The organism is Mesorhizobium sp. B2-3-6 (assembly GCF_006442305.1).
Lineage (GTDB): Bacteria > Pseudomonadota > Alphaproteobacteria > Rhizobiales > Rhizobiaceae > Mesorhizobium.
In genome coordinates this window covers 153,764-172,590 of the sequence record NZ_VFVW01000005.1, presented here as the reverse complement: position 1 = coordinate 172,590, position 18,827 = coordinate 153,764, and the positions used below count along the sequence as shown (strand labels likewise).

Genomic DNA, 18,827 nt, shown 5'->3' with positions numbered 1-18,827 from the left:
CGGGAGAAAAAACATGGTTGTAAGCGCCAACAGACTTGAACTGCTGCAGATTGCCGATGCGGTCGCGCGTGAAAAGTCGATCGACAAGTCGATCGTCATCGCCGCCATGGCTGATGCGATCCAGAAGGCGGCACGCTCGCGTTATGGCCAGGAGACCAACATCCGCGCCGACATCAACCCCAACACCGGTGAGATGAAGCTGCAGCGGCTGATGGAAGTGGTCGAGAAGGTCGACGACTATGCCACGCAGATCGCCATTTCCTCGGCGCGCGAGCGCAATCCCGACGCCCAGCTCGGCGACTTCATCGCCGAACAGCTGCCGCCGATGGATTTCGGCCGCATCGCCGCCCAGTCGGCCAAGCAGGTCATCGTGCAGAAGGTGCGCGAGGCCGAGCGCGACCGCCAGTATGACGAATACAAGGACCGCATCGGCGAGATCGTCAACGGAACCGTCAAGCGCGTCGAATACGGCAATGTCATCGTCGATCTCGGCCGTGGCGAAGCGATCATCCGCCGCGACGAGCTGATCCCGCGCGAAAACTACAAATATGGCGATCGCGTCCGCGCCTATGTCTACGACGTGCGCCGTGAGCAGCGCGGCCCGCAGATCTTCCTGTCGCGCACCCATCCGCAGTTCATGGCCAAGCTCTTCACCATGGAAGTGCCGGAGATCTATGACGGCATTATCGAGATCAAGTCGGTCGCCCGCGATCCCGGTTCGCGCGCCAAGATCGCCGTCATCTCGCGCGACAGCTCGATCGATCCGGTCGGCGCCTGCGTCGGCATGCGCGGCAGCCGCGTCCAGGCGGTCGTCGCCGAATTGCAGGGCGAGAAGATCGACATCATTCCGTGGTCGCCCTCGGCCGCATCCTTCATCGTCAATGCGTTGCAGCCGGCGGAAGTCGCCAAGGTCGTGCTCGACGAAGACGCCGAGCGCATCGAAGTGGTGGTGCCGGACGACCAGCTGTCGCTGGCCATCGGCCGCCGCGGCCAGAATGTGCGCCTCGCTTCGCAGCTCACCGGCTGGGATATCGACATCCTGACCGAGGCCGAGGAATCCGAGCGCCGCCAGAAGGAATTCGTCGAGCGCTCGGCGCTGTTCATGGAAGCTCTCGACGTCGACGAGATGGTCGGCCAGGTGCTCGCCTCCGAAGGCTTCACCAGCGTCGAGGAAGTCGCCTATGTCGATGCCGGCGAAATCGCCTCGATCGACGGCTTCGATGAGGATACCGCCTCGGAGATCCAGACCCGGGCCCGCGAATATCTGGAGAAGATCGAAGCCGAGCACGACGAAAAGCGCAAGGCGCTGGGCGTCAAGGACGAGCTGCGCGAAATCCCCGGCATCACCACCGCCATGATGGTGACGCTCGGCGAGGACGGCGTGAAGACGATCGAGGATTTCGCCGGCTATGCCGCCGACGACCTCACCGGCTGGAAGGAACGCAAGGACGGCGAGACCAAGGTGTATCCGGGCGTGCTGGCCGATCATGGCGTTTCGCGCGCCGATGCCGAGCAGATGGTGCTCGCGGCCCGTCTCAAGGCCGGCTGGATTTCCGAAGACGAGCTTGCAGCCGAAGAAGCGCCGGCTGACGAAGCCGTTGGTGCGTGAGGTGAAACCGCATCGCACAGAAACCGCCCTTGGACGAGATGAACGATCGCACCTGCATCGTCACCCGCAAGCAGGCCGAACCGGATGAACTGATCCGGTTCGTCGTCGGCCCGGATTCGGCCGTCGTTCCGGATCTCAAGAGAAATCTGCCCGGCCGTGGTTGCTGGGTGAGCGCCGACCGCCTACATATCGACAAGGCGGCGGCCAAGAACCTTTTTAGCCGCGCCTTTAAGGCACAGGTGGTCGTGCCGCCCGATCTCGGCGGCATGGTCGATGGGCTGCTTTCCAGATCCGCCCTTGGCATGCTGGGTCTCGCTCGCAAGGCAGGGGCGATCGCGCTGGGCGCCACCAAGGTGGAGAGCGCGGTGCGCGGTGGATTGGCGCTTTTCGTGCTCCACGCGACCGAAGCCTCAGACGATGGCGTGCGCAAGATCAGCCAGGCGCGGCGGGCGACCGTCCATATTGGCGGCCCCTCCATCCTTGCCTACAAACTTTTCTCCGAGGCCGAGTTGAGCTTGGCATTGGGGGGTACAAATGTGATACATGCTGCCGTCCTCGCGGGAGACGCGGGTAAGGCGGTCCAGAAGCGCATGGTTGCGCTCGACCGATATCGGGGCGGTACCCCGGACGATCTGGCAATGCTTGCGGCCGTTGCTGACGAAGATGAGGCCGCAGAGGATATGGAATGAGCGATACGAAATCGGGCGACGACAAGACGTTGAGTGTTACGCCGAAGAAGACCTTGACGCTGAAGCGCCCCGGCATGGAACAGGGCACCGTGCGCCAGAACTTCTCGCACGGCCGCACCAAGTCGGTCGTGGTCGAGACCAAGAAGCGCAAATTCTCGCTGCCCGGCGACAAGCCGGAGCCGGCGGTGGCGGCACCCGTGTTCACCCCGAAGCCGGCGGTCGCGGCGGCTCCCGTCGTGCAGGAGGCACCCAAGGCGCCGCCTCCACCTCCGCCGGCACCGGTCGAGCGCAGCGGCATGGTGTTGAACGAACTGTCGCGCAGCGAAATGGAAGCGCGCCGCAGGGCGCTCGAAGGCTCCAAAGCGCGCGAGGTCGAGGACCGCCAGCGCGCCGTCGAGGAAGCCAAGCGCCGCGCCGAGGATGAGGAGCGCCGCAAGCGCGAGCGCGAGGAATCCGCACGCCGCCAGGCCGAGGAAGAAGCGCGGTTGCAGGCCGAGGCCGAATCCCGCCGCCGCGCCGAGGAAGAGGCGCGTCGCCGCGCGCCGCAGGCCGCCGAACTGGCGACCGCCGACGAGGAAGAAGAGGTCAAGCCGAAGCGGACTGGCGCCGGTGCGCCGGTGCGCCGTCTGGTGACGCCCGAAGTGGCGCGTCCGGCCAAGCCGACCAAGGGCGAGGAAGACCGCCGTCGCGGCAAGCTGACTTTGAACTCCGCGCTTTCCGACGAGGATGCGCGGGCCCGTTCGCTGTCGTCGATGCGCCGCCGCCAGGAAAAGTTCAAGCGCGCGATGCACAATGAGCCGCGCGAGAAGGTTATGCGCGAAGTGATCCTGCCCGAAACCATCACTATCCAGGAACTGGCGCAGCGCATGTCCGAGCGCGCCGTCGATGTGGTCAAGTTCTTCATGAAGCAGGGCCAGATCCTGAAGCCGGGCGACGTCATCGACGCCGACACGGCGGAACTGGTCGCCACCGAATTCGGCCACACGGTCCGCCGCGTCGCCGAGTCCGACATCGAGGAAGGCCTGTTCAACATCGCCGACCGTCCGGAAGACCTGGTGTCGCGGCCGCCTGTCGTGACCATCATGGGGCATGTCGACCACGGCAAGACCTCGCTGCTCGACGCGATCCGCAACGCCAATGTCGTCTCCGGCGAGGCCGGCGGCATCACCCAGCATATCGGCGCCTATCAGGTCGAGAAGAACGGTCAGAAGATCACCTTCATCGACACGCCCGGCCACGCCGCCTTCACGGCCATGCGCGCCCGCGGCGCCCAGGCCACCGACATTGCCATCCTGGTGGTGGCGGCCGACGACAGCGTGATGCCGCAGACGATCGAATCGATCAGCCATGCCAAGGCGGCCGGCGTTCCGATCATCGTGGCGATCAACAAGATCGACAAGCATGACGCCGATCCGCAGAAAGTGCGCTCCGAGCTGTTGCGCCACGAAGTGTTCGTGGAATCGATGGGCGGCGAGGTGCTGGACGTCGAAGTGTCGGCGACCAAGGGCACCAATCTCGACAAGCTGCTCGAAGCGATCCTGCTGCAGGCCGAAATCCTCGACCTCAAGGCCAATCCGGACCGCACCGCCGAGGGCGTCGTCATCGAGGCGCAGCTCGACAAGGGCCGTGGCCCCGTCGCCACCGTGCTGGTGCAGACCGGCACGCTGATGCCGGGCGACATCCTTGTCGCCGGCAATGAATGGGGCCGGGTGCGCGCGCTGGTCGACGATCGTGGCGAACACGTCAAGGAAGCGCCGCCGGCGATGCCGGTCGAGGTGCTCGGCCTCCAGGGCACGCCGCAGGCCGGCGACCGCTTCGCCGTGGTCAACAACGAGGCCCGCGCCCGCGAGATCACCGAGTACCGCCAGCGTCTGGCCCGCGAGAAGGCGGTTGCCCGTCATGCCGGCCAGCGCGGTTCGCTCGAACAGATGATGTCGCAGCTGCAGACGAGCGGACTGAAGGAGTTCCCGCTGGTCATCAAGGGTGACGTGCAGGGTTCGATCGAGGCGATCAACGCAGCGCTCGACAAGCTCGGCACCGACGAGGTGCGTGCGCGCATCGTCCATGCCGGCGCCGGCGCCATCACCGAAAGCGACGTGTCACTGGCGGAGACGTCGGGCGCGGCGATCATCGGCTTCAACGTCCGCGCCAATGTGCAGGCACGCGCCGCTGCCGCGGCCGCTGGCATCGAGATCCGCTACTACTCGATCATCTACAACCTCGTGGATGACGTGAAGGCGGCTCTGTCGGGTATGCTCTCGCCGGAGCGTCGCGAGACCTTCATCGGCAATGCGCAGATACTCGAGATATTCGACATCACCAAGGTCGGCAAGATCGCCGGCTGCCGTGTCACCGAAGGCAAGGTCGAGCGTGGCGCGGGCGTGCGCCTGATCCGCGACAACGTCGTCATCCACGAAGGCACGCTGAAGACGCTGAAGCGCTTCAAGGACGAGGTTTCGGAAGTCCCGGGCGGCCAGGAATGCGGCATGGCCTTCCAGAACTACGAGGACATGCGCGTCGGCGACATCATCGAGTGCTTCCGCGTCGAGATGGTAACCCGCACGCTCTGAGTTCGTGTGACGTCCGTCATGCCAGGCGGTGGCCGAGAGGCCGCCGCCTGGCAAACATTTGAGACATGAGGCACGGTCCTATCCCGCGCCCCACGCTTTCAGGATCGAGAAAAAATGCCCCGTTCGACCACATCAGGCCCATCCCAGCGCATGCTGCGCGTCGGCGAGCAGGTGCGCCATGCGCTGTCCGAAACCTTGCAGCGCGGCGAGATCATCGATCCGCTGGTCGAGAATGCCGTGGTTTCGGTGTCGGAAGTGCGCATGTCGCCCGACCTCAAGATCGCAACCGCCTTCATCTCGCCGCTCGGCGCCACGGACGCCGGCGCGGTGGTCGAGGCGCTCAACAAGCATGCCAAGTTCATCCGCGGCCGTGTCTCCGGCGCGCTGCGGCAGATGAAGTACATGCCCGAGTTTCGCTTCCGGCTCGACACCTCCTTCGACAATTTCGCCAGGATCAACGATCTCCTGAAATCGCCGGAAGTGGCGCGCGATCTGGATGCGGACGACGACGATAAGGACAGCGAATAATGGCGCGCCGCGGCAAGAAGAAGGGCCGGCCGGTCTCGGGCTGGGTGGTGCTGGACAAGCCGGTCGGCATGGGCTCGACCGAGGCCGTCTCCAAGATCAAGTGGCTGTTCCAGGCGGAGAAGGCCGGCCACGCCGGCACGCTCGATCCGCTCGCTTCCGGCATGCTGCCGATCGCGCTCGGCGAAGCCACCAAGACCGTGCCCTACGTCCAGGACGGCGCCAAGATCTACCGCTTCACCGTCGCCTGGGGGCAGGAGCGCTCGACCGACGACCTCGAAGGTCCGGTGACGCGGGACTCCGATCGGCGCCCCGTGGAGGCCGAAGTGCAGGCGCTGCTGTCGAAATACACCGGCGTCATCATGCAGACGCCGCCGCAATTCTCGGCCATCAAGATCGCGGGCGAACGCGCCTATGATCTCGCCCGCGACGGCGAGACGGTCGACATTCCCGCGCGCGAGATCGAAATCGGCCGCCTCGACATCGTCGAGCACGGGGCCGATCACACGGTTTTCGAGGTCGAATGCGGCAAGGGTACCTATGTGCGCTCGCTGGCCCGCGACATGGGCCGCGATCTCGGCTGCTTCGGCCATATTTCTGAACTGCGCCGGATCGAGGTCGAGCCGTTCACCGCCGAGGATTTCGTCACCGTCGCCGAACTGGAGGCGGCGCGCTTCGGCGAGCAGGGTCATGGCACGCAGCAACCGTCCCCCGATTCGATAGAAGCGCCGATCGATTTTGGCGCGATCGACGCGCTGCTTGTCGACACCTCGGCGGCACTCGACTGCCTGCCGCAGATCGCCATCAGCGACGATGCGGCGACGAAGATCCGCCTCGGCAATCCCGTCATCATCCGGGGCCGCGACGCGCCGGTGGAGGCCGAGGAAGCCTGCGCGACCGCGCGCGGCAAGCTGGTGGCCATCGGCGCCGTCGAGCAGGGCATGTTCAAGCCCAAACGGGTCTTTGCCGGGTGAGGGCCCTCGTCTAATCTCCATGCGACATCTATCCGAGGGACCGCATGGCAAAGGTTGAGGCGATCAAGACGCGGGCGCCGCTCAGGGCCAGGCGGCCGCCGGTCGGTGCATCGCCCGGAACGCTGATCGCCGATCCCGCGGCGCGACGCTCGGAACTGCGGCTCACCCTGATCTCGCCGCAAAAGTCCAAAACGATCGACAATGCCAGCATCGACGACGTCAATGCCAATTGCGAAAAGTGGCCGGTCATCTGGCTGGACTGCACCGGCCTGGCCAATATCGAGCTGATCAAGGAGATCGGCCGCATCTTCAGCCTGCATCCGCTGGCGCTGGAGGACGTCGTCAACACGGGCCAGCGGCCGAAGGTGGATTTCTACGAAGACCATGCTTTCGTGGTCGTGCGGATGATCGACGACGTCGCCTCGCACCGCTACGAGCAGATCGCCGTTTTCCTTGGCAAGAATTTCGTCGTCACCTTCCAGGAGCGCGAAGGCGATCCGTTCGATCCGGTGCGCAAGCGCATCGAAAGCTCGGCGCCGAACCGGCTGCGCGCCCGTGGCGCCGACTATCTCGCCTATGCGCTGATCGACGCCATCGTCGACAGCTACTTTCCGCCGATCGAGGCGGCCGGCGAACTCGTCGACAGCATCGAGGACCAGATGCTGCACGCACCGCACAAGCATCAGATGCAGCAGCTTCATGGATTGCGGCACGACGCCAATGTGCTGAAGGGGGTGCTGTGGCCGGTGCGCGATGCGCTGGCGACGCTGATCCGCAACGACGTGTCCTATGTGAAGGCCGAAACCAAGGTCTTCCTCAACGATACGCTCGACCACGCGCTGCGGCTGATCGAGCTGGTCGAGAACCAGCGCGACATGCTGACCGGCCTGATCGAGATGCATCTGTCGCTGAGCCAGGCACGCACCAACGACGTCATTTCCTATCTGACGATCGTCTCGGTCATCTTCATGCCGCTCACGTTTCTGGTCGGCGTGTGGGGCATGAATTTCGATCCGGAGACGTCGCCCTGGAACATGCCTGAGCTGAAGGCCTATTACGGCTATCCCTTGTCGCTGCTGTTCATGGCCGTGGTCGCGGTTGGGCTGATTGCCTTCTTCAAATGGAAAAAATGGCTTTGACAGGGATAACTTGCCGTTTTGGCGTGAAAAGCCGGCTTCGTGAATTGGGCTGGTGTTTTCTTGGGAATTGCACTATATGCGCCGCAGCTTAGCGCTATGACGCTCTGCTTGCACCGGCCCCTGCTGGACGACATCCCGGCTGAGGGCGACCCGTTTCCTCGAACAGATAAGGAAAAACACGATGTCGATTACTGCCGAGCGCAAACAGGAATTGATGACTGAATTCGCAACCGCCAAGGGCGACACCGGGTCTCCGGAAGTTCAGGTAGCCATCCTTTCCGAGCGCATCAAGAACCTGACCGACCATTTCAAGGACCACAAGAAGGATAACCATTCCCGCCGTGGTCTGCTCGCTCTCGTCTCCCAGCGCCGAAGCCTGCTTGATTATCTCAAGCGCAAGGACGACACGCGCTACCAGACGCTGATCGAGAAGCTCGGCCTGCGCCGTTGACGAATTGACCGGCGGGCCTCACAAGGGCCCGCCGGTCGCGCATTTGAGCACCGGACCAATCCGATCTCGAATGCAGGTACTGGAGCGCCGCGCACCCATCCGGATGCCGGACGGACGCTCCAACAAGTTGAGTTTGCGCGTGACGCATTCCACAAGCCGCTGCTTGTGGGGTCATGCGCAGGGCCAGTCGGATCGATTGGCCAAATCCGGTTTCGAGCGTGCAGAGGGCCCCCTCGAAGCCACCCCATGGACGGTCATGGGGCAGGATTGCAGGACGCTCGCGCGGCCATCCGGCCGACATGGATCGAGCTTCCCGTTGTCTTGCCCGTGGCTGCCCGAGAAAGGAAGCCAGGGGAAAGGGCACCCGCGCACGCTGAAACGGCGCGGCCCTTTCCTCATATGAAGGACAAGACATGTTCAATCACCACAAAGTGGAAATCGAATGGGGCGGTCGCCCGCTCATCCTCGAAACCGGCAAGATCGCGCGCCAGGCCGACGGCGCCGTGCTCGCCACCTACGGCGAGACCAAGGTTCTCGCCACGGTCGTTTCGATGAAGGAGCCCAAGCCGGGCCTCGACTTCTTTCCGCTGACCGTCAACTACCAGGAAAAGACCTACGCAGCCGGCAAGATCCCGGGCGGCTATTTCAAGCGTGAAGGCCGTCCGAGCGAAAAGGAAACGCTGGTTTCGCGCCTCATCGACCGCCCGATCCGCCCACTCTTTGCCGACGGCTACAAGAACGACACGCAGATCGTCGTCACCGTCGTCCAGCATGATCTCGAGAATGATCCGGACATCCTGTCGATCGTCGCCACCTCGGCGGCCCTGACCCTGTCGGGCGTGCCCTTCATGGGCCCGATCGGCGGCGCCCGCGTCGGCTACATCAACGGCGAATACGTGCTCAACCCGCATGTCGACGAGATGCAGGAATCCAAGCTCGACCTGATCGTCGCCGGCACCGCCGACGCCGTACTGATGGTCGAGTCCGAAGCCAAGGAGCTCGGCGAAGACCTGATGCTCGGCGCGGTCATGTTCGGCCATCGCGGTTTCCAGCCGGTGATCGACGCGATCATCAAGCTGGCCGAAGTCGCCGCCAAGGACCCGCGCGACTTCACCGCGCCGGACTATTCCGCTCTCGAAGCCGAGATGCTGAAGATCGTCGGCGACGAGCTTCGCGACGCCTACAAGATCACCGACAAGCAGAAGCGCTATGCCGCCGTCGACGCCGTCAAGGCCAAGGTCAAGGCGGCCTTCGCTCCGGCCGAAGGCGAAGAGCCGAAATATTCCTCCGAGCAGATCGGCAGCGTGTTCAAGGAGCTCCAGGCCAAGGTCGTGCGCTGGAACATTCTCGACACCGGTTCGCGCATTGACGGCCGTGACCTGAAGACCGTGCGCAAGATCGTGTCCGAGGTCGGCGTCCTGCCGCGCACCCACGGTTCGGCGCTGTTCACCCGCGGCGAGACCCAGGCGCTGGTCGTCGCCACGCTGGGCACCGGCGAGGACGAGCAGTATGTCGATTCGCTGACCGGCATGTACAAGGAGAAGTTCCTCCTCCACTACAACTTCCCTCCCTATTCCGTCGGCGAGACCGGCCGCATGGGCTCGCCCGGCCGCCGCGAGATCGGCCACGGCAAGCTCGCCTGGCGCGCCATCCGCCCGATGCTGCCGACATCAGACCAGTTCCCCTACACGCTGCGCGTGGTCTCGGAGATCACCGAGTCCAACGGCTCGTCGTCGATGGCAACCGTCTGCGGCACCTCGCTGGCGCTGATGGATGCCGGCGTGCCGCTGGCCAAGCCGGTCGCCGGTATCGCCATGGGCCTGATCAAGGAAGGTGAGCGCTTCGCCGTGCTCTCCGACATCCTGGGCGACGAGGATCACCTCGGCGACATGGATTTCAAGGTCGCCGGCACCGCCAACGGCATCACCTCCTTGCAGATGGACATCAAGATCGAGGGCATCACCGAGGAGATCATGAAGATCGCTCTCGACCAGGCCAAGGACGGTCGTCAGCATATTCTCGGCGAAATGGGCCACGCGCTGTCCGGCGCGCGCGCCGAGCTCGGCGAGTTCGCGCCGCGCATCGAGGTCATGCACATCCCGACCGACAAGATCCGCGACGTGATCGGTTCCGGTGGCAAGGTCATCCGCGAGATCGTCGAGAAGACCGGCGCCAAGATCAACATCGAGGATGACGGCACGGTCAAGATCGCTTCGGCGAACGCCAAGGAGATCGAGGCGGCGAAGAAGTGGATCCACACCATCGTCGCCGAGCCGGAAGTCGGCGAAATCTACGAAGGCACGGTCGTCAAGACCGCCGACTTCGGCGCTTTCGTCAACTTCTTCGGCCCGCGTGACGGCCTCGTCCACATCTCGCAGCTTGCCAACGACCGGGTCGCCAAGACTTCGGACGTCGTCAAGGAAGGCGACAAGGTTTGGGTCAAGCTGATGGGCTTCGATGAGCGCGGCAAGGTCCGCCTGTCGATGAAGGTCGTCGACCAGACCACCGGCAAGGAAATCGTTCGCGACAAGAAGGCTGAGAGCGAAGAAAACGCCGCCTGAACGGCCTGACCGAAAAATCGAAGCGGGCGCGGCTCATGTCGCGCCCGCTTTCGTTTATGGAGCAAAGGCATGTCTGCCGAACCGCTGAAGACACTTTTCCATCCATTCGAGGCCGAGGCGGTCGCTTTGCCAGGCAAGGGCGAACGGGCGCTTTTTCTCGGGGCCGAATCCGGCTTGCGGACACCGCGGGACTTCGACGCCGAGCTGCACGTGGTGCAAGGCTTTCGGCCGCATTTTCGCGCGCTGCAAGCCGCGGGCTTCACTGTCACCCCGCAAACGCAAGGCGATGGCTTTGACGCCGCGCTGGTGCTCGCGGGCCGCCATCGCGGCCAGAACGAGCTGCGCATCGCGGATGCGCTGGAGCGCGTCGCCGAGGGCGGATTGATCGTCATTGCCGGCGGCAAGGATGATGGCATCGCCAGCCTGCGCAAGCGCATGGACGAGCTTGTGCCGCTCGAAGGCCATCTGCCCAAATATCACGGCATCGCCTTCTGGCTTCGCCGGCCGGCCGGGACGGAGACGGCAGCAGCGCTGCGTGCCGCCAATCCCGCCGGGCTGGTCGACGGCCGCTTCAGCACGGCGCCCGGCATGTTTTCCTTCGATCGTGTCGATGCCGGTTCGAAGTTGCTGGCGGACCATCTTCCGGCCGACCTGCGCGGCCATGTCGCCGATTTCTGCGCCGGCTGGGGCTATCTGGCGGCGGAGATGGAAGCGCGTTCGCTCGGCATCTCGGCACTTGATCTCTATGAGGCGGATTTCGCTTCTCTCGAAGCCGCCAAAGCCAATCTTGCCACGGCCAGCCAGTCGGTTGCGAAAGGTTTCTTCTGGACGGACCTGCAGGGGGAGCCGGTCGAGCGTCGCTACGACGCGGTCATCATGAACCCGCCTTTTCATCGCAGCCGCGCGGCCGAACCGGAGATCGGCGCCGGCCTGATCCGGGCTGCGGCAAAGGCGCTGAAGCCGGGAGCACGGCTGTACATGGTGGCGAACCGCCAGCTGCCCTACGAGCCGGTACTGGCCGCCGCCTTCTCCAGCCATGCCGAGCTCGCCCGTGACGGCATGTTCAAGGTTCTTTCCGCGCGTCGCTGACACGCAACGGCGTGACACTCAGTGCAGATTGGCGACGCGCCTCGAATCCTCGATGACATGTCCCTCGCCGGCCATGACCGCAAGCGGCGCCGGCCGGCCGAACAGATAACCTTGCACCACCTCGCAACCGGCTGCCCTGAGCAGTGTCGCCTGGTCCTCTGTCTCGACACCCTCGGCAATGATACTGACGCCGAGTGCTCGCGAGAGGCCGACAATGGTCGATACGACGGCGCCGGAGCTCGAATCCGTATCGATGCGGCTGACGAAGGAGCGGTCGATCTTCAGCTTGCCGAAGGAAAAATCGATCAGGTAGCTGAGATTGGAATAGCCGGTGCCGAAATCGTCGACGGCAACCGAGATGCCCATATCGGCAAGCTCTTTCAGGATGGCGGCGGCGCGGTCGCGGTCCTGCATCATGGCCGTCTCGGTGACTTCCAGCTCCAGCCGCGACGGCTTGATGCCGGTGGTCCGCATCGTGTCGCGCACGAGGCCGATGAAGTCCTTGGTCATGAACTGGACCGGCGAGATGTTGACGGCGACGAAGCAGTCGTCGGGTAAATGGCGGGCGTCGCTGCATGCCTTGCGCAGAACCCATTCGCCGATCGGATTGATCATGCCGGTTTCCTCGGCGATCTGGATGAACTCCAGAGGTGGGATCATGCCGCGTTCTGGATGGTTCCAGCGGATCAGCGCTTCATAGCCGACGATGCGGCCGCTCGGCAGGTCCAGCTGCGGCTGATAGTGAAGGTCGAAATCACCGCGCTCGAATGCGATGTGCAGCTCGGATTCGACCCATTGGCGATGATCGGCGACCCGCCCCATCTCGGTATCGAAGACCGACCAGTTGCCGACTCCCCTGGCGCGCGCATTTTGCAGCGCCAGGTTGGAGCGGCGCAGGATGAGGACCGGGTCGACGCCGTCCTTGGGCATCGCCACGATGCCCACCGACAGGCTCACCGATTGCTGGTGGCTGCTGAGCTCATAGGGCTCCATCATCTCGTCGATGAGCCTCTCCACCATAGCTTCCATCGTTCCCTGAATCTGATGATCGGGAAGCAGCACCGCGAACTCGCCGGCGCCGATGCGCCCGATCTGCACGCGCTCGGTTACGCAGGCCTGCAGCCGCTTGGTGAAGGCGCGGATCAGTTCGTCGCCCTGGCTGTAGCCGATCGCGTCGTTGATCTGCTTGAACCGGTCGATGTCGATGTCGATGAGGAACATCGGGGCCCCGGTGCGGCTCGTCGCGCAGGCTGCCTCGGCGATCTTGCCGACCATCGCCGGACGCGCCAGCAATCCGGTCAGCTTGTCGAACTGGGTTTCGTTGAAGACGAAATCAGCCGATTCATCGACGCCGGCGAAGAAAGACATCGCGGCTCCCGCCGCCGCCAATGCGCAAAGGGCAGCCATGATCGCCACCATCACGTCCGCCGGCATGCCGGCAAAGCCGTCGCCAAGCGCGTGCTTCAGCCCCCAGATGCCGAGAATGAAACTGCCAATGCCCGAACTGGCTATGGTGATCAGCCGGAACACCGGTGTGCGGTTCGGGTTGCTGACGGCAGGCATTGAAAGTCCCCAAATTGCGGGACTCTATAGCCGATAGGCCCTTAAAATGAGTTTCCGCGAATGCATCCAATTTTATTGGAAGGGAATTATTTCTTCGCAGGAGAAAAGACTATTTCGCGAAATGGCCTATTCGCTCGCGCGATCCGTCTGCTTCAGCTCCTCGAGCGTCGGCATGGAAACGATATGATAGCCGGAATCGACATAGTGGATTTCGCCGGTGACGCCGGAAGCGAGGTCGGACAGGAGATAGAGTGCCGAGCCGCCGACCTCGTCGATGGTCACGGTGCGGCGCAGCGGAGAATTGCGCTGCTGGTAAGAGAACATGTGGCGCGCGTCGGAAATCCCGGCGCCGGCAAGCGTTCGCACCGGTCCGGCCGATATGCCGTTCACCCTGATGCCGCGCGGGCCGTAATCGTTGGCGAGATAGCGCACGCTGGCCTCGAGACCGGCCTTGGCGACGCCCATGACGTTATAGTTCGGCATGACGCGCACCGAACCGGCATAGGTCAGGGTGATCATCGATCCGCCATCCTGCATCAGGGCCGCGGCGTGGCGCGCGACCTCGGTGAAGGAATAGCAGGAGATGACCATGGTGCGGACGAAATTGTCGCGGCTGGTGTCGGCGTAGAGGCCCTTCAGCTCATTCTTGTCTGAAAAGCCGATGGCATGGACCACGAAGTCGAGCCCGCCCCAGGCCTTGCCCAAGGTCTCGAAGGTGGCGCGGACCGAGGCGCTGTCCTCGACATCGCAGGGAACCACCAGCGCCGCGCCGAGCTTGTCGGCGAGCGGCTTGACCCGGCGGCCGAAGGCGTCACCCTGGTAGGTGAAGGCAAGTTCGGCCCCATGTTCGGACAGTTTCCGGGCGATGCCCCAGGCGATCGAATGATCGTTGGCGACGCCCATGACAAGCCCGCGCTTGCCCTTCATCAATCCGTCCATGATCGCCAATCCTCGTGGAAAAAACGTGGCCTTATGCGGAATAGCGCTGGAAAACCAGCGTTGCGTTGGTGCCACCAAAGCCGAAGGAATTGGACAAAACGGTGTCGATCCTGGCGTTGTCGATGCGCTTTCGCACCACCGGCATGCCCTCGAATTCGGGGTCGAGAGTCTCGATATGGGCGCTTTCGCCGATGAAACCGCCTTGCATCATCAGGATCGAATAGATGGATTCCTGCACGCCGGCCGCGCCCAGCGAATGGCCCGTCAGCGATTTGGTCGAGGTGATGAAGGGCATCTTCTCGCCGAACACCTCGCGGATCGCGCCCATTTCGCGGGAATCCCCCACCGGCGTCGAGGTCCCATGGGTGTTGATGTAGTCGACCGGGGTGGTGACGGTCGCCAGCGCCTGCCGCATGCAGCGGACCGCGCCTTCGCCCGAGGGCGCAACCATGTCGAAGCCGTCCGAGGTGGCGCCGTAGCCGACGATCTCTGCATAGATCTTGGCGCCGCGCGCCTTGGCATGCTCCAGTTCCTCGAGCACCAGCACGCCGGCGCCGCCGGCGATGACGAAGCCGTCGCGATCGAGGTCATAGGCGCGGGAAGCGGCAGATGCCCTGTCATTGTACTTCGACGACATGGCGCCCATGGCATCGAACAGGTCCGACATCGTCCAGTCGAGATCTTCGTGGCCGCCGGCGAACACCATGTCCTGCTTGCCCCACTGGATCAGTTCGTAGCCATTGCCGATGCAATGCGCCGAGGTCGAACAGGCCGACGAGATCGAATAGTTGACGCCGTGGATCTTGAACCAGGTGGCCAGCGTCGCCGACGCGGTCGACGACATCGCCTTCGGCACCGCGAACGGGCCGATGCGCTTGGGGCTGCCGTTCTTGAGCGTGGTTTCGGCCGCCTCGACGATGGTGCGGGTGGAAGGCCCGCCCGAGCCCATGACGATGCCGGTGCGCTCATTGGTGATGTCGCTCTCGCCAAGGCCGGCATCGGCGATCGCCTGGTCCATGGCGACATGGTTCCAGGCCGCTCCCTGGCTCAGGAAGCGCATTGCGCGCCGATCGATCATGGCGCTGGGATCGAGCGTCGGCGCGCCCCAGACCTGGCAGCGGAAGCCGTGCTCGGCGAAGGAGTCGGAGAAGCTGATGCCGGATTTGGCGTCATGCAGCGAGGCTTGCACCTCGTTGGCATTGTTGCCGATCGACGACACGATGCCGAGGCCTGTGACTACGACACGTCTCATTCGCAACTCCTTCCAGGAATGCTGGCCACGAGGTCGGCCAGGGCGACGGTCAAGCGACCGCCGACTGCTTGGACAGACCGACTTTCAGGTCCGTTGCCGCGTATATGGGTTCGCCGTCCGCCTTTAGCCAACCATCGGCGATGCCCAGCACCAGCCGGCCACGCATCACACGTTTGAATTCCACGCCATACTCGACCTTTTTAACCGAGGGCGTGACCATTCCCTTGAACTTGACCTCGCCGGTCGACAGCGCCATGCCTTTGCCGGGTTCCCCCAGCCAGCCGAGATAAAAACCCGTCAGCTGCCACAAGGCATCGAGGCCCAGGCATCCAGGCATGATGGGATTGCCGATGAAATGGCAGGCAAAGAACCACAGGTCCGGCTTGATGTCGAATTCGGCGCGGATGAAGCCCTTGTCGAAAGCCCCGCCCGTTTCGCTGATCTCGGTGATGCGGTCAAACATCAGCATCGGCGGGTAAGGCAACTGGGCATTGCCCGGTCCGAACAGCTCGCCGCGGGCGCAGGCCAGCAATTCTTCGTAGTCGTAGCTGGATTTCGAACCCGCCATCAATCTCGTTCCCATATGTCCCAGGCGCTGGCGCGCCCTTGTCGTTGGTGTCCTAACACAATCTGTTTCAGGCCGGAAACCGGCGTTTGCGCTTAACCCGCCAGTCTTGCCGGGTCAATGCGCGCTATTGATCGCATCCGGACGACAGAATATATGTCGAAAGGGGTCCGGTTTCGGCAGACATCCATTTTTTTGCCATTCTGGACGTGTCTTGAGGCGGAACTGTGAGCTTGGACGACCAGATGGACCGGGGCTGCCGGAAGGAAAATGTCGCTGTGGACAAGCGGGTTCGTGAAGCCGGCCTGAGGCCGACACGGCAGCGCATTGCGCTTGCCGACCTGCTTTTCGCCAAGGGCGACCGCCATCTGTCGGCCGAGGAACTGCACGAGGAGGCCGTCGCCGCCGGCGTGCCGGTGTCGCTGGCCACCGTCTACAACGCCCTTCACCAGTTCACCCAGGCGGGACTGCTGCGCATTCTCGCTGTCGAGGGCGCCAAAACCTATTTCGACACCAACACCTCCGATCATCACCATTTCTATATCGAAGGCGAAAACCGGATTTTCGACATCGCCAATGGTCCGGTCACCGTCACCAACCTACCGGAACCACCCGAGGGGATGGAGATCGCCAATGTCGACATCGTGGTGAGGCTGCGCCCCAAACGCGCCGAATGACCGGGGGCCAGGCACGTATGCACGGCCGGGCACGTATGAACGGCTGGGCACGTATGAACGGCCAGGCACGTGTGAACGGCCAGGAATGAAGCCGCTCGATCTGGCTATCCGGCTGGAATGGGCCGCTGTCGCGGTGTCCGCTATCGTCTTTTATGCACTCGCCGGTGCGTCCTGGTGGTTGTTCGCCTTGTTGATCCTGGCGCCTGATCTGTCCATGTTCGGCTATCTCGCCGGGCCGCGCGTCGGCGCCGCGTGCTACAATGCCTTCCACATCTTGGTCCCGCCAATGCTTTTGGTGCTTGCCGGCAGCCTGTTCGGCAATGCAGCCGCTATAGCGGTTGCATTGATCTGGATCGCCCACATCGCTATCGATCGTGCGCTGGGCTACGGCTTGAAGCTGTCGAGCAGCTTTCAGGATACCCATCTCGGCCGCATCGGCCGCTAAACGGTCCGGCCTGCGGTTCAAACGAGTCGGGCAAGGCCAAAAATCAGTCCTTGACCCGTTCGCCGGGATAGGCGCCCCAGACGACGGATTGGGCGAGCCAGCCGGTGTGGCCATCGAGCGTCATTTCGCACCACTGGCCGTCGCAGGATTTGATCGTGCCCATGACGCCCGGCTCGACGATCGCCACCACGCTGGCGTCCTTTTCGGGGCTCCTGAGGAGATTGATCTGGGCGCCCTTGCCGCGCTGCCACGGCGCCACGATCGCCGTGCGCCGGCCCGAAAGCAGCGACTGGTTGATCCAACCTTCCGAACCGTCGGCGTCGCGCACGCGGCGCCATGTGTCGAATTCCTGGATGATCTCCATCGGCAGGCCTGCCTTCAGATACATCCAGTCGACCGAGTAGTTGGCGCCCGGCCCGACACGCGAATTGACGCGGCCGGATTTCAGGCTGACGAATCGTGGCAGCGGCAGGCCGCTCGGCCCGAGCGTGACGACGCTCTGGGCGGGGGCTGCTGCACCTTGCGCGCACAGTTGGGGTGAATAGAGCAGAGCGCCGAGAAATGCTGCGCTGAGGGTCAGGCGAAGCGACGCGAAACCAGACACTTTCGTTCCTTTCGGCGCTGGCCTGCCGGCCCCGGCGCCCCTTTTTCTTTGTCTTCGGCGGCACCGCTTGGTACATGGGTAAATCGGCTACCGCGACCGGCTTCCAGTTTCGCCGGTCTTGGTTAAAGAGGTCTCAACGAGGGAAACAATGGCAGGCAAAAAGAAGCCTCTCGTGGTCATCACGCGAAAACTGCCCGACCCTGTCGAGACCCGCATGCGCGAGCTGTTCGACGCAAGGCTGAACGTCGAGGACAGGCCGATGACGCAGCCGGAACTGGTCGCGGCGGTCAAGGAGGCCGACGTGCTGGTGCCGACGGTCACCGACCGCATCGACGCGGCATTGATCGCCCAGGCCGGCGAAAACCTCAAGCTGATCGCCAATTTCGGCAATGGCGTCGACAAGATCGACGTGGCGGCCGCGGCCAAGAAAGGCATCACCGTCACCAACACGCCCAACGTGCTGACCGAGGACACGGCCGACATGACGATGGCGCTGATGCTGGCGGTGCCGCGCCGGCTGGCGGAGGGCGCCAATGTACTCACCGGCGACAAGAAATGGGCTGGCTGGTCGCCGACATGGATGCTTGGCCGGCGCATCTGGGGCAAACGGCTCGGTATTGTCGGTATGGGGCGTATCGGCACCGCCGTTGCCAGGCGTGCCAAGGCCTTCGGCCTCTCCATCCACTATCACAACCGCCATCGCGTGCTGCAGGCGGTCGAGGACGGGCTGGAGGCGACCTATTGGGAAAGCCTCGATCAGATGCTGGCCCGCATGGACATCATCTCGGTCAACTGCCCCTCGACGCCGGCGACGTTCCATCTGCTTTCGGCGCGGCGGCTGGCGCTGCTTCAGCCCACCGCCTATATCGTCAACACTGCGCGCGGCGACATCATCGACGAGGAGGCGCTGGTCAAGCTGATTCAGGATGGCAGGATCGCCGGCGCCGGACTCGACGTCTACGAGCACGAGCCCGCATTGAACGGAAAACTGCTCAAGCTCGCGACCAAGGGCAAGGTCGTGCTTTTGCCGCATATGGGGTCGGCGACGCTCGAGGGCCGCATCGACATGGGCGAGAAGGTGATCATCAACATCCGCGCCTTCGTCGACGGCCACCGCCCGCCGGATCGCGTGCTGCCGCTCAGGACCTGAGCGGCTTCGCAACATAATGTAAGTG

Annotated in this window: 17 protein-coding genes; 12 read left to right on the top strand and 5 right to left on the bottom strand. The window is 63.7% G+C overall.

Translation table 11 applies throughout. The features are described from left to right. Positions 1-13 precede the first annotated feature (13 nt). The 9 genes from nusA to FJ953_RS16770 all read left to right on the top strand — a co-directional run bounded on the left by nusA (position 14) and on the right by FJ953_RS16770 (position 11,607). Entirely contained in the window at positions 14-1,609 is a 1,596-nt protein-coding gene (gene nusA, locus FJ953_RS16810) for a transcription termination factor NusA (RefSeq protein WP_140496790.1), read from the top strand. Between the two features lie 38 nt (positions 1,610-1,647). Beyond that, positions 1,648-2,298, top strand: coding sequence for an RNA-binding protein (locus tag FJ953_RS16805; RefSeq protein ID WP_140497289.1), 651 nt, complete (start codon positions 1,648-1,650; stop codon positions 2,296-2,298). Next, positions 2,295-4,868 carry a translation initiation factor IF-2 gene (infB, locus tag FJ953_RS16800; protein WP_140513170.1) on the top strand — a complete coding sequence of 858 codons (2,574 nt, stop codon included), beginning with the start codon at positions 2,295-2,297 and terminating at the stop codon, positions 4,866-4,868. Before FJ953_RS16805 ends, infB begins: the two co-directional genes overlap by 4 nt. A 114-nt stretch (positions 4,869-4,982) precedes the next feature. Then, entirely contained in the window at positions 4,983-5,396 is a 414-nt protein-coding gene (rbfA, locus tag FJ953_RS16795; protein ID WP_140496786.1) for a 30S ribosome-binding factor RbfA, read from the top strand. Beyond that, positions 5,396-6,367: a tRNA pseudouridine(55) synthase TruB gene (gene truB / locus FJ953_RS16790; RefSeq protein ID WP_140496784.1), complete on the top strand. Its 972-nt coding sequence runs from the start codon at positions 5,396-5,398 to the stop codon at positions 6,365-6,367. Before rbfA ends, truB begins: the two co-directional genes overlap by 1 nt. Positions 6,368-6,411: 44 nt before the next feature. Further along, positions 6,412-7,506 carry a magnesium/cobalt transporter CorA gene (corA, locus tag FJ953_RS16785; RefSeq protein WP_140513174.1) on the top strand — a complete coding sequence of 365 codons (1,095 nt, stop codon included), beginning with the start codon at positions 6,412-6,414 and terminating at the stop codon, positions 7,504-7,506. A 139-nt stretch (positions 7,507-7,645) separates the two neighbouring features. Beyond that, on the top strand, positions 7,646-7,957 hold the full coding sequence (gene rpsO / locus FJ953_RS16780; RefSeq protein WP_281405124.1) for a 30S ribosomal protein S15: 312 nt from the start codon (positions 7,646-7,648) through the stop codon (positions 7,955-7,957). Positions 7,958-8,370: 413 nt separating this feature from the next. Continuing rightward, complete coding sequence (pnp, locus tag FJ953_RS16775) at positions 8,371-10,518, top strand: polyribonucleotide nucleotidyltransferase (protein WP_140624825.1); 2,148 nt, start codon at positions 8,371-8,373, stop codon at positions 10,516-10,518. A gap of 69 nt (positions 10,519-10,587) precedes the next feature. Beyond that, positions 10,588-11,607 carry a class I SAM-dependent methyltransferase gene (locus FJ953_RS16770; RefSeq protein ID WP_140624824.1) on the top strand — a complete coding sequence of 340 codons (1,020 nt, stop codon included), beginning with the start codon at positions 10,588-10,590 and terminating at the stop codon, positions 11,605-11,607. An 18-nt stretch (positions 11,608-11,625) separates the two neighbouring features. Here FJ953_RS16770 and FJ953_RS16765 read toward each other — a convergent pair whose 3' ends face one another. The 4 genes from FJ953_RS16765 to fabA all read right to left on the bottom strand — a co-directional run bounded on the left by FJ953_RS16765 (position 11,626) and on the right by fabA (position 15,929). After that, on the bottom strand, positions 11,626-13,170 hold the full coding sequence (locus FJ953_RS16765) for a bifunctional diguanylate cyclase/phosphodiesterase (RefSeq protein WP_140523885.1): 1,545 nt from the start codon (positions 13,168-13,170) through the stop codon (positions 11,626-11,628). 126 nt (positions 13,171-13,296) lie between these two features. Then, entirely contained in the window at positions 13,297-14,109 is an 813-nt protein-coding gene (gene fabI / locus FJ953_RS16760) for an enoyl-ACP reductase FabI (RefSeq protein ID WP_140624823.1), read from the bottom strand. A gap of 31 nt (positions 14,110-14,140) precedes the next feature. Then, a complete protein-coding gene (gene fabB, locus FJ953_RS16755) occupies positions 14,141-15,361 on the bottom strand; it encodes a beta-ketoacyl-ACP synthase I (protein ID WP_140624822.1) in 1,221 nt (406 codons plus the stop codon). Between the two features lie 49 nt (positions 15,362-15,410). Beyond that, a complete protein-coding gene (gene fabA, locus FJ953_RS16750; protein WP_140496768.1) occupies positions 15,411-15,929 on the bottom strand; it encodes a 3-hydroxyacyl-[acyl-carrier-protein] dehydratase FabA in 519 nt (172 codons plus the stop codon). A gap of 242 nt (positions 15,930-16,171) precedes the next feature. Here fabA and irrA point away from each other — a divergent pair, with 242 nt between their 5' ends. Continuing rightward, positions 16,172-16,603, top strand: a complete 432-nt coding sequence (irrA, locus tag FJ953_RS16745; protein ID WP_181165297.1) for an iron response transcriptional regulator IrrA — start codon at positions 16,172-16,174, stop codon at positions 16,601-16,603. Between the two features lie 85 nt (positions 16,604-16,688). Then, complete coding sequence (locus FJ953_RS16740) at positions 16,689-17,048, top strand: DUF4260 domain-containing protein (protein ID WP_140513186.1); 360 nt, start codon at positions 16,689-16,691, stop codon at positions 17,046-17,048. A 43-nt stretch (positions 17,049-17,091) separates the two neighbouring features. On the opposite strand, the gene FJ953_RS16735 is transcribed toward FJ953_RS16740, so the two are convergent. Continuing rightward, positions 17,092-17,652, bottom strand: a complete 561-nt coding sequence (locus FJ953_RS16735; RefSeq protein WP_140496762.1) for an SH3 domain-containing protein — start codon at positions 17,650-17,652, stop codon at positions 17,092-17,094. Positions 17,653-17,800: 148 nt separating this feature from the next. On the opposite strand from FJ953_RS16735, the gene FJ953_RS16730 reads away from it, so the two are divergent. Continuing rightward, a complete protein-coding gene (locus FJ953_RS16730) occupies positions 17,801-18,802 on the top strand; it encodes a D-glycerate dehydrogenase (RefSeq protein WP_140496760.1) in 1,002 nt (333 codons plus the stop codon). Positions 18,803-18,827 lie beyond the last annotated feature (25 nt).